Annotated in this window: 13 protein-coding genes; 8 read left to right on the plus strand and 5 right to left on the minus strand. The window is 58.5% G+C overall.

All coding sequences use genetic code 11. The features are described 5' to 3' along the window. Window positions 1-24 precede the first annotated feature (24 nt). Window positions 25-897, minus strand: a complete 873-nt coding sequence (locus MRK42_RS15860; protein ID WP_338610985.1) for a hypothetical protein — start codon at window positions 895-897, stop codon at window positions 25-27. Between the two features lie 1,270 nt (window positions 898-2,167). Between MRK42_RS15860 and MRK42_RS15865 the strand changes: the two genes are divergently transcribed. Both MRK42_RS15865 and MRK42_RS15870 read left to right on the plus strand, forming a co-directional pair. Beyond that, window positions 2,168-3,433, plus strand: a complete 1,266-nt coding sequence (locus tag MRK42_RS15865; RefSeq protein ID WP_338610986.1) for a RidA family protein — start codon at window positions 2,168-2,170, stop codon at window positions 3,431-3,433. 292 nt (window positions 3,434-3,725) lie between these two features. Further along, a complete protein-coding gene (locus tag MRK42_RS15870; protein ID WP_354688332.1) occupies window positions 3,726-4,199 on the plus strand; it encodes a hypothetical protein in 474 nt (157 codons plus the stop codon). Here MRK42_RS15870 and MRK42_RS15875 read toward each other — a convergent pair. From MRK42_RS15875 to tkt, 3 genes are all read right to left on the minus strand, one after another. Then, the gene (locus MRK42_RS15875; RefSeq protein WP_019706001.1) at window positions 4,165-5,112 is read right to left on the minus strand and encodes an IS30-like element ISAs2 family transposase; all 948 of its coding nucleotides are present in this window, start codon (window positions 5,110-5,112) and stop codon (window positions 4,165-4,167) included. The two genes, MRK42_RS15870 and MRK42_RS15875, sit on opposite strands and share 35 nt — an antisense overlap. A 339-nt stretch (window positions 5,113-5,451) precedes the next feature. After that, window positions 5,452-6,432 carry an IS5-like element IS5 family transposase gene (locus MRK42_RS15880; protein ID WP_279458731.1) on the minus strand — a complete coding sequence of 327 codons (981 nt, stop codon included), beginning with the start codon at window positions 6,430-6,432 and terminating at the stop codon, window positions 5,452-5,454. Window positions 6,433-6,642: 210 nt separating this feature from the next. After that, entirely contained in the window at window positions 6,643-8,634 is a 1,992-nt protein-coding gene (gene tkt / locus MRK42_RS15885) for a transketolase (protein WP_338610989.1), read from the minus strand. A 352-nt stretch (window positions 8,635-8,986) separates the two neighbouring features. On the opposite strand from tkt, the gene metK reads away from it, so the two are divergent. From metK to gshB, 5 genes are all read left to right on the plus strand, one after another. Next, window positions 8,987-10,138, plus strand: a complete 1,152-nt coding sequence (gene metK / locus MRK42_RS15890; protein ID WP_026457661.1) for a methionine adenosyltransferase — start codon at window positions 8,987-8,989, stop codon at window positions 10,136-10,138. Between the two features lie 69 nt (window positions 10,139-10,207). Beyond that, window positions 10,208-10,717: a SprT family zinc-dependent metalloprotease gene (locus tag MRK42_RS15895; protein ID WP_338610990.1), complete on the plus strand. Its 510-nt coding sequence runs from the start codon at window positions 10,208-10,210 to the stop codon at window positions 10,715-10,717. Window positions 10,718-10,791: 74 nt separating this feature from the next. Continuing rightward, a complete protein-coding gene (locus MRK42_RS15900; RefSeq protein WP_026458599.1) occupies window positions 10,792-11,496 on the plus strand; it encodes an endonuclease in 705 nt (234 codons plus the stop codon). A 65-nt stretch (window positions 11,497-11,561) separates the two neighbouring features. Next, on the plus strand, window positions 11,562-12,293 hold the full coding sequence (gene rsmE, locus MRK42_RS15905) for a 16S rRNA (uracil(1498)-N(3))-methyltransferase (protein WP_338610991.1): 732 nt from the start codon (window positions 11,562-11,564) through the stop codon (window positions 12,291-12,293). A gap of 122 nt (window positions 12,294-12,415) precedes the next feature. Beyond that, window positions 12,416-13,369 (plus strand): glutathione synthase, encoded by a 954-nt coding sequence (gene gshB, locus MRK42_RS15910; RefSeq protein ID WP_338610992.1) that lies wholly within the window; start codon window positions 12,416-12,418, stop codon window positions 13,367-13,369. 147 nt (window positions 13,370-13,516) lie between these two features. Here the strand turns inward: gshB and MRK42_RS15915 are convergent, their stop codons facing one another. Further along, entirely contained in the window at window positions 13,517-15,142 is a 1,626-nt protein-coding gene (locus MRK42_RS15915; protein WP_338610993.1) for a methyl-accepting chemotaxis protein, read from the minus strand. Between the two features lie 117 nt (window positions 15,143-15,259). Here MRK42_RS15915 and MRK42_RS15920 point away from each other — a divergent pair, with 117 nt between their 5' ends. Beyond that, window positions 15,260-15,814, plus strand: a complete 555-nt coding sequence (locus MRK42_RS15920) for a YqgE/AlgH family protein (protein WP_216993924.1) — start codon at window positions 15,260-15,262, stop codon at window positions 15,812-15,814. The last annotated feature ends 42 nt before the right edge of the window (window positions 15,815-15,856 follow it).

The following is a 15,856-nucleotide window of genomic DNA, read 5'->3' on the forward strand; positions in this document are numbered from 1 at the left end:
CACAGGGCTCGATATCAGGATTCCCTAAGCGGCGTCCTTGAACAGGCGAGCAACCTGTTGCCACAGCCAGACAAACGGGGACGGCCTGGGGGCCACCAGATTGACCTGACTGAGGCCGGCGCGCGCCTCACAGCGCATCAGGTTCTGGATATAGTAGGGGTGAGAGCGATTGATCAGCTGTGAGGCCTGATATGCCCACAGCTTTGGGATCCCCCAAAGGGTGCTGGCAATGGCGCCGACGATGCAGAAAAAGGCGGGCTCCCGCATCCCCATTCTGGCCCCGTTCTCCAGCGCCTCCTTGAAGGAGCCCGAGTGAGCGATGCAGGTGAGGATATTGACCATGAAGGCCTCGTAATCGTCCCCCTCCCCCTTGCCAATCCGCGCCGTCAGATCGGGCGCCGGGTGATAGCCAAACTGGTGGCCTATGTCTTCCAGCACCGCATTACGCTGGCGGATCACCTTGCCATAGAACATCAGCATCACCACGCAGTCGATCACCTTGCACAGCACCTCGTAGTGAGGGTGAGCCTTCTTGGGACGCGGCGCCGTCAGCAGCGCCAGCTCCTCGGAGATGGCGATCAGACCGACAGGCACCGCGGTGGCGATAAAAGAGAGGTCGATGGAGAGCGCCAGTCCCTCGTCTCCTTCCAGCCGAGCCACGATGACGTGCTCGGCAAACAGGAGACGCTGACGCTCGATATAGGCCCCATAGATCAGCTCCCGATACCGCTTTTGTGGATAAGGGGTATTGAGCAGGGTCTCTATGGTCATGATGGCGGCCGACACGCAACCATGTAGTTGATAACCAAGGGGAATGGGGAAGTGTTTCCCCAGCTTGGGAGGCAAGGAGTGCGAGCCCCCTTGACAGTACATATCACCCAGAACAAAACCCAACATAAGTCCTCCACCATCAGGTAAGGGCGATCGCATTACGATCGCGCTGGCCAACTTCCTGGCAGTTGAGTGCCGGACCCTGTGCGCTATCCGGCAGACCCTTTGATGACCATACCAACACCACCATCAACAGGCGATCAAAAAAGCAACATATTGCATATCAGCTCCCGTTATTCATTGTGTTGCCGGGCGGCTACGACAAAATGACAAGCGGCTGCTCTCTTCGATCATTTCTATTTTTTAAACAATCAGTTAGGCGATAGTTTTTCAAGATGATGCGCCATATCCCCCAGCCCCCGTGTCCATATAACGCCCGGGGAGTGCAGCCATGGCGGCATTTTGTGGCACGGGAAGGGCTCGTCAGGTCACCGCCGCTTCTGTCGCAGCCCACATTCAACCCGCTGAGCATCTTTCCTCCTCAAGGCACTCTTATCGCCTTATCGCCGAGCAGGACGCCGGGGGATGCGAGCCAATCCGAAACACCCCGTTCCCCGCGTACCACCCGGCGGATCAGATTGGCCAGCAACCGAACGATGGTCGCTTATTTCGGTGCTGCAAATTCATGGCATATTTCGTTATTACCAAGGTAATCAGAAAAGAGCCCTTTTCACCTGTTGGTGCGTCATGGACGCACAATACCAATATCACTCTTATAGGTCGCCCATGCAGCGCCACTGAATTATATTCCAGATACATCTTTATTGACGCAGGCAGGCATATTTTCCAGCGTTTGGGTAGCCCCTAAAAAATCCTGAAAATACATATCTATGCATAATTGAATGCATGAACTGCCGGGTTTCGGCATATTATTAACGCTTTATTCACAGAGTCGCCCCCGGTTCGACCCAGGAGAGAGCCTTGTCATAGCTGATGTGCCCTGGTGTTAAGAGTCATTTAGCCCGCTTTGTCCCCCTCCTGCCCGTGAATTGAATCGCAATCTGGCTATATTTCAGCGCGTTGAGCCATCTCATAGAAATGAGATCCCGGTTTGCATCCCGTGTTCGCGCCTCATAGGATTTCCCCTGTCTGAAATCATTAACCCAACCCGGGCTTCTTTTTACCAAATCCCTCAATTGATGGATTTGGTCATAAATAGAGGCAGCGGCTCCTGTGTTTGCCTTTATAACCTTATGCCTGCAGTGATTGCGGGCCAGGGTAAATATTAAAGAGATAAAACACGGCAAGGCAGGAGCGACGTCAAAATAGATAAGGCGTTGGCGAGGGTTAACCTGTCCCTACATCGATAACCAGTATTACAACGAGGAATATCACCATGAGTGACACCATCATCAAGGCTGCCAGAAATACCTCCAACGCCCCCCAGGGCCTGGGTCCCTACACCCAGACGGTGGCTTTCTCCCACTACAACAATATTGCGGCCCAGTTACCGGTCGATCCCCGCACCGGCAAGCTTATCGAGGGTGATGTCAAAATGCAGGCCAGACAGTGCCTGACCAATATCAAGGCCATCGTCGAGAGCATCGATCACGTGATGGACGATATGGTGAAACTCACCGTATTCCTCAGCGACATCGCCGATCTGGATGCGGTAAACGAGGTCTATCGCGAATTCTTCCCGGGCTATGTGCCGACCCGCACCTCCCTGGCGGTGGCCGCCCTGCCGCTGGGCGCCAAGGTTCAGATGGACGCCATCATCTCCAACGGCGAAGGCACCTATCCGCAGGCCCCCTGCGCCCTGGTGAAGCTGGCTCGCAACAGCAGCAGTGCGCCGCAAAGCGCCCTCTCCACCCAGACCGTTGCCTTCTCCCACTACAACAACATCGGCGCCCAACTGCCCATCGATGCAGCCTCCGGCCAGCTGGTTGCCGGTGGCATCAAGGAGCAGGCGGCCCAGTGCCTGAATAACATCAAGGCCATTCTGGAGGGGATCGACGTGCCCTTCGACGATATCGTCAAGGTGACCGTCTATCTGAAAAACCTCACCGATCTGGATGCCGTCAACGAGGTCTACACTACCTTCTTCCCGGATTCCGCCATCGCCCGCGCCGCCGCCTATCTGCCGGCCCGCAGCGTGATTGCCGCCTCTGCCCTGCCGATGGACGCCCTGGTGCAGATGGATGCGGTCATCTCCCACGGTGACGGCACCCCGCCGCAGCTGGTGGAAGACAGACACAATCTGGTGATCCGCGCCCGCAATACTGACAAGGCACCGCGCAGCCCGCTGCACACCCAGACCGTCGCCTTCTCCCACTACAACCATATCGCCGGGCAGCTGCCGGTCGATCTCGCCACCGGCAAGATCCTGACCGGTTGCGTCAAGGAGCAGACCGCCCAGTGCCTGAACCATATCAAGGCGATTGTGGAAAGCATCGACCATGTGATGGACGATATCGTCAAGGTCAATATCCAGCTGGCCCGTATCGAGGATCTGGAGGCGGTCAACGCCATCTATACCCGCTACTTCCCGGATTATCAGCCCGCCCGCACCGTGATCGCGGTACGCGAGCTGCCCGCAGGCGCCCTGATCCAGATGGATGCGGTGATGTCCAATGCGGAAAGTACCCCGCCGCAGGCGTAACACGTGGCTTTAACGATAAAAAGACACCGGCTTAAGCCGGTGTCTTCGTTCACTTATAGTAGTTTTTCTCTTCTAATCTAAAACTTGTATCCATCTGAACAAACCTATCTAATTATAAATATTTGCAGACAGTTACACATTTATAGTCACAGTTATAGCCACAGTCGTGAGTAACATCTCATTTATTAAACTCTAGGAAATCCTCACCGCCTATGGCATGCTTCATCTAACTGCCAGCCTTCAACTTAACCTGTGAAAACAAAGTAAATAATCGACAGGGGATTTTATATATATGTCTGAACGTTCCATAGAGTTAATAAAGCAAAGCATTAATGGGGCAAATAAATATGACTATTTTATAGTTGGCATCGGAGCTGCAACATTCTCTTATTTTGCCAAAGATTTCAAGGTTAGTGATGATTTCTATATCAATGAAAGCACATTAACTTTGTTAGCGTTAGCTTTGCTATCCATATCAGTTGTTTGTGGGTTAAAGACAATATCACTTTACAATGTTTATCTAAATAAAAATGGCAAATACCTTGATCTTTCAGAGCATCTAGCAGGATACAAAAAGAATGCAATAGAAGGCGGCATTGCAATCAACGAAGAGAATGGGGATATTCTCTATCCAGATGAATCAGAGTTAAAAGCTCAGATATTATCAGAACTACTTCCAGAGCGAAAGTATCAGCTACTCCGCGAATTCAACTTCGAAGTGCGACACTCGCCTATGCCGCCTGACGGTACTCTTCGAATACCTTGACAGGCTGCCTGAATCCGAGACATTTCCGAGGTCGTAGGTTGAGCCACTGCTCCGCTCTCCTGACATCCTCGTCCGTGACCTCTCTCAGGTCTGTTCCCTTTGGGATAAACTGCCTCAACAGCCCATTGCTGTTCTCGTTCAGACCGCGCTCCCACGAAGAGTAAGGGTGCGCAAAGTAAGTCTCGGCACCCAGCGCTTCCTCTATCGCCTTGTGTTCGGCAAACTCGCCGCCGTTGTCAAAGGTGATGGTATGCACCTGCTCGATGTAGGGCGTTAACATCTCGATTATCGCATCCCGCACCACCCCAGCCTGTTTGCTCGCGACCCGCTTGACCAGATAGAGCCGGCTCTTGCGCTCCACCAGGGTGACCAGTGCACCTGTGCCTTGCTTGCCCAGCACCGTGTCCGCCTCCCAATCACCGAGCCGCTCCCGGCTATCGACGATAGCCGGCCGTTCATCAATAGAGCGGGCTTCCTTGATGGGAGAACGCAGGCTGCTCGCCCCCTTGCGGTAGCGCTTGTGGCCCTGGCGCAGATGGCGGTACAACTGGCCACCCCGGGCTTTGTCGGCGGCCACATGGCGGTATATCCACTCGTGACTCACCATGAGGCCTATCTGCTTGCCCACCGCGCTTATCTGCTCCGGGCTCCACCACCAGGCGAGTGTCAGCTCGACAAACTGGATGACATCGGCAGATAGCCGAGATTTGGCCGCACTGGCCCGTCGGTGGGTGGCGTGCTGATGCGCATTGTCTGGCTGGTAGCCCTGCGGCCCGGCGTTACGACGCAGCTCCCGGTAGAGGGTGGAGCGATGAACGCCAATGGCGCGTGCGGTGGCAAGGATGGACATCCCCTGTGCGCGAAGCACCGATAACTGGTATCGTTGCCCCTCGGTCAACTGCTGATAGCTCATGGTGATACTGCTTTTACTTTGGCGAGCAGAAGGGTACCACCAATCAGCAGTTGGCCACCTCTCGCCATTCATCCATGAGTGTCGCACTTATTATCTGAATTCCCGCTCAAGATAGGAAATAAAATAGAAATTGGTTACAGGATTAGAGATTACTCACTATTTCTATCTTATATATTCCTAGCAATGAGCAAGGGAAAGTGCGAATAAGCAGGTCATTTCTTCCCAAGCTGGCTCGCTGATTAAAATTTCGCGGATCCGGGCCGATTGTTCTCCCGTAAACACCTCGAATTAGCCTATTTAGGCCGTTTTTTTCGCCATTCCTGGCGTTATTTCCGGTTTTTAGTGAGATCTCTCCCACTGACGTATCATCTGGTCCACCCGAAACAGGTTGGCCAGGGTGAATAACATCGCCAGTTGGTTATCGTTTTTCTGTAGCCCCTTGTATCTGGCTTTCACGAAGCCGAACTGCCGCTTGATGATGCGAAACGGGTGCTCCACTTTGGCCCGGATGCGGGCTTTCATGTATTCGATGTTGATGGCCGTTTTGTTCTTGCGTGGATGCTGTTTCAAGGTTCTTACCTTGCCGGGGCGCTCGGCGATCAGCCAGTCCACATCCACCTCGGCCAGCTCCTCGCGCTGTGGCGCCCCTTGGTAGCCGGCATCGGCTGAGACAAATTGCTCCTCTCCATGCAGCAGATTACCCAGCTGATTGAGGTCATGCTCGTTGGCCGCGGTGGTGACTAGGCTGTGGGTCAGGCCACTCTTGGCATCGACACCAATGTGGGCCTTCATGCCAAAGTGCCACTGATTGCCTTTCTTGGTCTGATGCATCTCCGGATCGCGTTGCTGCTCTTTGTTCTTGGTCGAGCTGGGTGCCTCAATGATGGTGGCATCGACCAAGGTGCCTTGAGTCATCATGACGCCTGCTTCGGCCAGCCAGCGATTGATGGTCTTGAACAATTGGCGGGCCAGTTGATGCTGCTCCAGCAGGTGGCGGAAATTCATGATGGTGGTGCGGTCCGGCAAGGCGCTATCCAGGGATAACCGGGCAAACAGACGCATGGAGGCGATTTCGTACAGAGCATCTTCCATCGCGCCATCGCTCAGGTTGTACCAATGCTGCATGCAGTGAATGCGTAGCATGGTTTCCAGCGGATAAGGTCGCCGGCCATTACCAGCCTTGGGGTAAAACGGCTCGATGACTTCCACCATGTTTTGCCATGGCAGAATCTGCTCCATGCGGGACAAGAAAATCTCTTTTCTGGTCTGACGGCGCTTACTGCTGAATTCACTGTCGGCGAAGGTGAGTTGATGACTCATGATGGCCCTCGGAAATGCGGCTCCGGATGAACATTATGATCTCATATCACAGACTTGTTCGCACCTTCCCAAGTCTATTCCGCTTTTTATTAACTTAATACCATAGAACTAACATTAAGGCTTGGCTATATATTGCAAGCCATAATTGTAATATAAAAAAAGCGCCTCCCGAGGGAGGCGCTTTTCAGTTCTATACAAAGCAATCAGGGATTACAGGGACTCAGCGGTGGCAACCACGTTTTCCACGGTAAAGCCAAATTCCTTGAACAGCAGCTCGGCCGGTGCGGACTCGCCGAAGGAGCGCATGCCGATGATCTTGCCGCCAAAGCCCACGTACTTGTACCAGTAGTCGGCGATACCAGCTTCGATGGCCACACGCTTGGTGACGGCCGCCGGCAGGACGGACTCCTTGTACTCGGCGGATTGGGCGTCGAATACGTCGGTGCAAGGCAGGGAAACCACGCGCACGGCACGGCCCTTGGCAGTCAGCTGCTCATAGGCGGCCACGGCCAGCTCCACTTCGGAACCGGTGGCGATCAGGATCAGCTCCGGGGTACCGGCGCAATCTTTCAGCACATAACCACCCTTGGCGGCATCGGCCAGCTGCTGGGCGGTACGGTCCATCTGGGCCAGGTTCTGACGAGAGAAGATCAGAGAGGTCGGGCCGTCGGTACGCTCGATGGCGTGTTTCCAGGCGATGGCGGATTCCACCTGGTCACACGGACGCCAGGTGCTCATGTTCGGGGTCAGACGCAGGGAAGCGATCTGCTCGACCGGCTGGTGAGTCGGGCCATCTTCACCCAGACCGATGGAGTCGTGGGTGTAAACGAAGATGGAACGCTGCTTCATCAGGGCGGCCATGCGCAGGGCGTTGCGGGCGTACTCCATGAACATCAGGAAGGTGGCGCCGTAGGGGATGAAACCACCGTGCAGGGCGATACCGTTCATGATGGCGGACATGCCGAACTCGCGTACACCGTAGTGGATGTAGTTGCCGGAGGCATCGTCGTTGGTCAGGGACTTGGAACCGGACCACATGGTCAGGTTGGACGGAGCCAGGTCGGCGGAGCCACCCATGAATTCCGGCAGCAACTTGCCGAAGGCTTCCAGAGCGTTCTGGGAGGCCTTGCGGGTGGCGATCTTGGCCGGGTTGGCCTGCAGGTTTTCGATGATCTTGGCAGATTCGCTTGCCCAGTTGGCCGGCAGTTCGCCAGCGCTGCGGCGCTTGAACTCGGCAGCCAGCGCCGGGTGAGCGGCTTCATAGGCGGCGAACTTGGCAGCCCAGTCGGCTTCCAGCGCAGCGCCCTTCTCGCGACCGTTCCACTCGGCGGCGATGTCGGCCGGGATCTCGAACGGTGCGTGGTCCCACTTCAGGAAGGCGCGGGCAGCGGCGATCTCGTCGTTGCCCAGCGGTGCACCGTGGCAGTCGTGAGAGCCGGACTTGTTCGGGGAACCGTAACCGATGATGGTGCGGCAGCAGATCAGGGTCGGCTTGCCGGTCTCGGCCTTGGCGGCTTCGATGGCGGCGTTGATCGCTTCCGGGTTGTGACCGTCAACGGCCGGGATGACGTGCCAGCCGTAGGCTTCGAAGCGCTTGACGGTGTCGTCGGTGAACCAGCCTTCCACGTGACCGTCGATGGAGATGCCGTTGTCATCCCAGAACGCGATCAGCTTGCCCAGTTGCAGGGTGCCGGCCAGGGAGCAAGCCTCGTGGGAGATACCTTCCATCAGGCAGCCGTCGCCCATGAAGGCGTAGGTGTAGTGGTCAACGATGTCGTGACCCGGCTGGTTGAACTGCTCGGCCATGGCTTTCTCGGCGATCGCCATGCCCACGGCGTTGGTGATGCCCTGACCCAGCGGACCAGTAGTGGTCTCGACGCCCGGCGCGTAGCCGTATTCCGGGTGACCCGGGGTGCGAGAGTGCAGCTGGCGGAAGTTTTTCAGATCATCGATGGAGAGGTCATAACCGGAGAGGTGCAGCAGGGAGTACAGCAGCATGGAGCCGTGGCCGTTGGAGAGGATGAAACGGTCGCGGTCGGCCCACTTGGGGTTGTTCGGGTTATGTTTCAGGTGGCTGCGCCACAATACTTCGGCGATATCCGCCATTCCCATGGGGGCGCCCGGGTGACCGGAGTTGGCTTTTTGAACGGCATCCATACTCAATGCACGAATGGCATTGGCAAGCTCTTTACGAGAAGGCATCTGTATCTCCTGCGATTGCTTCATTTGATGGCCAAGATTAAGGCGCGTTATTGTCCCAGCAGGGCGCGCGCCGTGCAAATGTTATCTGGATGAATAAAGTGGCTTTGGGAGGACAATCGCTTTTCTCGCCTTGAGTTGGCGGCCCAAACCGGCTGCAAACGTTTGATCTCCATCCCTTTGGAGATAGCAAGGTGTCATAAGAAACCAAACTGGCCGGTAGCGGGAAAATAGTACTGGCATTCAAGGGGGGCGCTAACTAGAATAGACGTCCAGATGTAGATACCTCTACAGTCATCCCAATATCACTCGGTTATTGCACTGGCGATAACCCGGACAAACTGAGAATTTCATCATGGCAAAGCTGTTTACTTCCGAGTCGGTCTCCGAAGGCCATCCCGATAAAATCGCGGACCAGATCTCCGATGCGGTGCTGGACGCCATTCTCCAGCAAGACACCAAGGCGCGCGTCGCCTGCGAGACCCTGGTCAAGACCGGCATGGTCATGGTGGCCGGTGAAGTAACCACCTCTGCCTGGGTCGATATCGAAGAGATCGTGCGTAATACCGTGCGCGAGATTGGCTACACCCACTCCGACATGGGCTTCGATGCCGACTCCTGCGCCGTGCTGAACGCCATCGGCAAGCAGTCCCCTGACATCAACCAGGGCGTTGACCGCAGCGACCCGCTGGAGCAGGGCGCCGGTGACCAGGGCCTGATGTTCGGCTACGCCACCAACGAAACCGACGTGCTGATGCCGGCACCCATCACCTACTCCCACCTGCTGGTCAAGCGCCAGGCCGAAGTACGCAAAAATGGCACCCTGCCGTGGCTGCGTCCCGATGCCAAGAGCCAGCTGACCTTCGCCTACGACGACGCAGGCAAGATCCTGGGCGTGGACGCCGTGGTGCTCTCCACCCAGCACTGTGACTCCATCAGCCACAGCGATCTGGTGGAAGCGGTACGCGAAGAGATCATCAAGCCGGTGCTGCCGCAAGAGTGGATCACCAAGGACACCAAGTACTTCATCAACCCGACCGGCCGTTTCGTTATCGGCGGCCCCATGGGTGACTGCGGTCTGACCGGTCGCAAGATCATCGTCGACACCTACGGCGGCATGGCCCGTCACGGTGGTGGCGCCTTCTCCGGCAAGGATCCGTCTAAAGTTGACCGCTCCGCCGCCTACGCTGCCCGCTACGTGGCCAAAAACATCGTTGCCGCTGGCCTGGCTGATCGTTGTGAAGTGCAGGTCTCCTACGCCATCGGCGTGGCCGAGCCGACCTCCATCAGCGTCGAGACCTTCGGCACCGCCAAGGTGGCCGAGGATCTGCTGGTCAAGCTGGTGCGCGAACACTTCGAACTGCGCCCGTATGGCCTGATCGAGATGCTGGATCTCAAGCGCCCCATCTACCAGGCTACCGCCGCCTACGGTCACTTCGGTCGCAACGAGTTCCCCTGGGAGCAGACCGACAAGGCCGAGCTGCTGCGCGCTGCCGCCGGCCTGTAAGGCTCACGGTTGTGATATAAAGGGGAGCCTGGCTCCCCTTTTGCTTGTCTGCCGACCACCGGAAGTCCCATGTCTGCCCAGCTAGAACCCCTGCTCCATCAACACGTTGACGCCTGCTTCAGCCAGGCCGAGGCACGCCTTGGCCGCACCTTCCCCCGCCCGCGCATTCATTGCAACATGCGGGGCCGGGCAGCCGGGTCGGCACGGTTGCAAACCTGGGAACTGCGCTTCAACCCCGCCCTCTATCAGGCCAACCAGCAGGCCTTTCTGGCCGAGGTGGTGCCCCACGAGGTCGCCCACCTGCTGGTCTATGCCCTCTGGGGTGAAGGGCGCGGCAAGGCGCGGGTACTGCCCCACGGCCGGCAGTGGCAGTCGGTGATGCGGGAAGTGTTCGGCCTTGAGCCCAGAACCACCCACAGCTTCGATCTCGCGGTACTGGCACAGCCGACCGTGCCCTATCGCTGTCAGTGCCAGCTCCATCAGCTGTCGATCCGTCGCCACAACAAGGTGATGCGCGGCGAGGCCCGCTATCACTGTCGCCGCTGCCATACGGCACTGGAACGGGCCCAGACGGAATAAGCCAACCTGTGTCGCACCTCTGTGCTAGGGTGCCCGCTTCGTTACGTTAAACTGCTTTATTTTCAAGGATCTCCATGTTTCGTCCGCTATTGTCCCTCACTCTGACCCTGCTGGCCGGTTTGCCGCTGCTCAGCGCCCCCCTGCATGCCCAGACCTTTCGCGAAGCCAAGCAGGATCTGGTCAGGCTCTACCAGACCCAACCCGCCGTCACCAGCTTCTACTGTGGCTGCGACATCGACTATCAGGGCAGGAAAATGAGCCCGGATCTCGCCAGCTGCGGCTATGAACCACGCAAGCAACCCAAGCGCGCCGCCCGCATCGAGTGGGAACACGTAGTGCCCGCCTGGGAGTTCGGCCACCAGCTCAAATGCTGGCAGGAAGGAGGCCGCAAAAACTGCGGCAAGAGCGACGAGTTCAACAAGATGGAGGGGGACATGCACAACCTCTACCCCGCCATCGGCGAGGTGAACGGCGATCGCGCCAACTTCCGTTTCTCCGACTGGAACGGCAAGCCGGATCAATACGGCCAGTGCCAGATGCTGGTGGACTTCAAGGATCGCCGGGTACAGCCGCCCAAGGGGCCGGTACGCGGCCAGATCGCCCGCGCCTATCTCTACATGAGCCAGCAGTATGGGCTGCGCCTTGCCGCGCAACAGCGTAGACTGTTCGAAGCCTGGGATCGCCAGTACCCGGCCGAGGGCTGGGAGTGCGAACGCAATCGCCGCATCGGCAAGCTGCAGGGCAATACCAACCCCTTTATTGAAAAGCAGTGCCAATAACCCTATCTAATAGCGAGGATCAGGCATCCTCGCCTGTTGAACGAGCAAGAGACTGATAAGCCGCCATGCGCATTCCACGTATCTATGAACCGGCCGCCCTGCAGGCGGGCCAGACCCTCGCCCTGTCAGAAGACGGTGCCAACCACATCGGCCGGGTGCTGCGCATGCAGCCGGGCCAGCAGCTCGAACTGTTCAATGGCGACGGCAACCAGTATCCCGCCACCATCACCAGCGTCGGCAAGAAGTCGGTGGACGTGACCATAGACAGCTGCGAACAGCGCTCGGTGGAGTCACCGCTCGCCATTCACCTGGGTCAGGTGATCAGCCGCGGCGACAAGATGGATTTCACCATCCAGAAATCGGTGGAGCTGGGCGTCACCTGCATCACCCCGCTCTTCTCCGAGCGCTGCGGCGTCAAGCTGCCGGCGGATCGGCTGGAGAAAAAACGCGAGCAGTGGCAGAAAGTGGTGATCAGCGCCTGCGAGCAGTGCGGCCGCAATGTGGTGCCAGAGGTGCGCATGCCGATGGAGCTGGACGCCTGGCTGGCGGAAGAGACCAAAGAGCTCAAGCTCAACCTGCACCCGCGCGCCGAGTACAGCATCAACACCCTGCCGGTACCGGAGCATGGCGTGCGCCTGCTAATCGGCCCGGAAGGGGGCTTGTCTGGCGAGGAGATCGCCCGTACCGTGCAGGAAGATTTCAAGGAGATGCTGCTCGGACCGCGGGTGCTGCGCACCGAAACCGCCGCCCTGACCGCCATTACGGCACTGCAGTGTCGCTTCGGCGATTTGGCCTGACAGCCGACCCCACCCCGGCCCTCCCCTTCGCAGGGGAGGGAACAACAGGCTCCTCCCCCTTGTGTAGGGGGAGGCTGGGAGGGGGTCACAACACCCAATCGAGCTACCAGAAGGAACAGCGGATGACCATTAAACTCGGCATCGTGATGGACCCCATCTCGTCCATCAACATCAAGAAGGATTCCAGCTTCGCCATGCTCGAAGAGGCGCAAAAGCGCGGCTACGAGCTCTTCTATCTGGAGATGAAGGATCTCTACATGCAGGAAGGCCGGGCATTTGGCACCATGCGTCCGCTCACGGTCAAGCATGACTACGCCAACTGGTTCAACCTGGGCGAGGTGGTCGATCAGCCCCTCTCCAGCCTGGACGTGATCCTGATGCGCAAGGATCCGCCGTTCGACACCGAGTTCATCTACGCCACCTACATGCTGGAGCGCGCCGAGGACGAGGGCTGTCTCATCGTCAACAAGCCCCAGAGCCTGCGCGACGCCAACGAGAAGCTCTACACCGCCTGGTTTGCCGAGCACACCCCGACCACGCTCGTCACGCGTCGTGCCGACAAGCTGCGCGCCTTCCACGCCCAGCACAAGGACGTCATCCTCAAGCCGCTGGACGGCATGGGCGGCGCCTCCATCTTCCGCATGAAGGAGGATGACGCCAACGTCGGCGTCATCATCGAGACATTAACCTCGCACGGCCAGCGCTACTGCATGGCGCAGACCTATCTGCCGGCCATCAAGGATGGCGACAAGCGGGTGCTGGTGGTAGACGGCGAGCCGGTCCCCTACTGCCTGGCACGCATTCCGGCCCAGGGCGAAACCCGCGGCAACCTGGCCGCCGGCGGTCGTGGCGAGGCACGCCCCTTGAGCGTCTCCGACTGGGCCATCGCTCGCGCGGTGGGGCCGACCCTCAAGGAGAAGGGCCTCATCTTCGTCGGACTCGACATCATTGGTGATCGCCTGACCGAGATCAACGTGACCAGCCCGACCTGCATCCGCGAGATCGAGGCGGCCTTCCCGGTTCACATCACCGGCATGCTGATGGACGCCATCGAGCGCCGGTTGGCCAAGGCCTAACGCTGGCAAACAACAAACAGCAACGAAAGAGGCGGCACCCTGTGCCGCCTCTTTTTTTGCCTCCGGTTTCTGCCGCTGACGCGGGAAGCATCACTATCCATTCAGCCCCGCTCACGGATCAGGCCGTCACACCCGGGCGGTACTCTCTTAGCAGCGGAACTGCCCCACCTTCGCCTTGAGATCGTTCGACAGCTGCTCCAGCTCGTGGCAACTCTGATTGAGCTGGGTCGCCGCCTCGGTCGACTCGGTCGAGATATGGGCGATATTGACCACGTTGCGGGTGATCTCCTCGGCCACCTTGCTCTGCTCCTCCGCCGCCGTGGCAATCTGGGTGTTCATCTCGTTGATCACGTTGACCGAACTGACGATATCCCCCAGCGCCTGACCACAGGCCAGCACGGTGCGGTTGGACTCCTCCACCTGCTCCAGCCCCTGCTCCATGCTGCTGGCCGCCTGGTTGGCCCCCTGCTGCAACTTGATGATGGTCTTGCCAATCTCTTCGGTGGAACGCTGGGTGCGCTGGGCCAGGGTGCGCACCTCGTCGGCGACCACAGCAAAGCCGCGTCCCTGATCCCCGGCCCTGGCCGCTTCGATGGCGGCGTTGAGAGCCAGCAGGTTGGTCTGCTCGGCAATGCCGCGAATGGCGTCCATCACGCTGCCGATGTCCCGGCTGTCATCCGCCAGCTGGGTGATCATGGCTGCCGTGTTCTGGATCTGGGAGGAGAGACCGGACATCCGGTGGATGGCGTCTTCCACTGTCTTGTGGCCGTGCCGCGCGCTGTCATCGGCATGACGGGCCGCATCGGCGGCGTTGTTGGAACTGTTGGCCACTTCGGCCACAGTGCTGCTCATCTGGTTCATGGCGGTGGCAGTCTGATCCGTCTCCGCCTGCTGCTGGGCAAAACGCTGGCGGCTCTCGACCCCGATATGGGCCAGCTGGGCCGACTCTCTGGCAAGCTGCTCCGCCATGTCGTTGATCTGGGCGATGAGGCCGCGGAAATGGCGGATCACCTCGTTGAGGGAGTGCGCCAGGCTGCCCATCTCATCCTTGCGCAGTACGGGGGCCTGCTTGCTCAAGTCGAGATCCGTCTGCATACCGCGCAGGATCTGGCCCATGGCCGCCAGTGGCTGGCTGACGCTGCGCCCGGCCCAAATCCCGATAAACAGCACGCAGCCACCCACCACCACAAACAGCGCGATAAACAGCTGGGTCAGCTGCTGCCTGAGCTGGTTGAGCTCGGCCACTTTCTTCTCCGCTTCCGTCAGCTGATATTCCACCAGCACGCTCACCGCATCGCTGACCGGGTCGATCACCTGATAAAGGGGCATGATGGCGGCGGAGAGGGCCGTGCGATCCTGCCCCTGCGGGCGATCCAGCAACTGCATCACGCTGTCTATCTCGTGATTGGCGGCGGCAAACAACCCCTCCACCTTGTCCGCCAGCCTGCGCTCCTCGTCGCTCATGTTGTGGCTGCGATATTGGCGCCAGATCCGGGTTATCTCCTGCTGGGCGGCGCTCATGTCGGCCTTGGAGCGGGCAGGTTCAAAGCCCCCGACGTTGGCCTTGTTGGCAGCATCGATCACCTTGACCGCGTAGAGATCGGCGATCTGCTTGAGCTCCTTGAGCTGGACCACCTCCCCCTGATACATGGCGTTTATCCCCGTCATCAGTTGGGACATCGCCTGGGTTGCCCCTATGACCAGCAGCAACAGCGCCAGCAGGGGGACTACGCAGCCCAGGATAAGCTTCTGCTTGATTGAAATACCTTCCATGGCTTTCTCTCCACCCGAAATAGATTGATAGGCCTGAACCGGCCGCCAAAAAGCGGTTTTGCCAGACGAAGCGAGCTGCCATAATTGACGCAAATACCTTTGCAATATTTGGCCCATATGCAAACACTGCAAAATCACTTCCTGCTCGCCATGCCGAGCCTCACCGACCCCTATTTCGAGCGTTCGCTGGTTTACCTGTGCGAACACAATGAACAAGGCGCCATGGGGCTGGTGGTCAATATTCCGGTGGATATGTCGCTGGAGACCATGCTGGCGCAGCTCAAACTGGCCCCGCCCGCCAATCCGGAGCTCAAGCAGCCCGTGCTGCAAGGGGGACCGGTGCACGCCGATCGCGGCTTCGTGCTGCACAGCTTCCGTCCCGGATTCAACTCCACCCTGCAGGTGGGGGACGAGGTGATGGTGACCACCTCCAAGGACATTCTCGAGACCCTGGGCACCGACGAGGCGCCGGAGCACTGGCTGGTCGCCCTGGGTTATGCCGGCTGGAGTGCAGGTCAGCTGGAGCAGGAGCTGGTCGAGGGCGCCTGGCTGGTGATCCCTCCCAATCCGGATCTGGTTTTCAAGACCCCCATCCACCAGCGCTGGCAACGCGCCGCCGCCAGCATTGGCGTCAATCCCGTTCACCTGTCCAGCGACATCGGCCACGGCTGATGCAATCTGCTGTGCATTTTGCGACGCATTTTGAGGAAATTA

It is taken from the genome of Aeromonas sp. 19NY04SH05-1 (assembly GCF_040581895.1).
GTDB classification, from domain to species: Bacteria; Pseudomonadota; Gammaproteobacteria; order Enterobacterales; family Aeromonadaceae; genus Aeromonas; species Aeromonas enteropelogenes.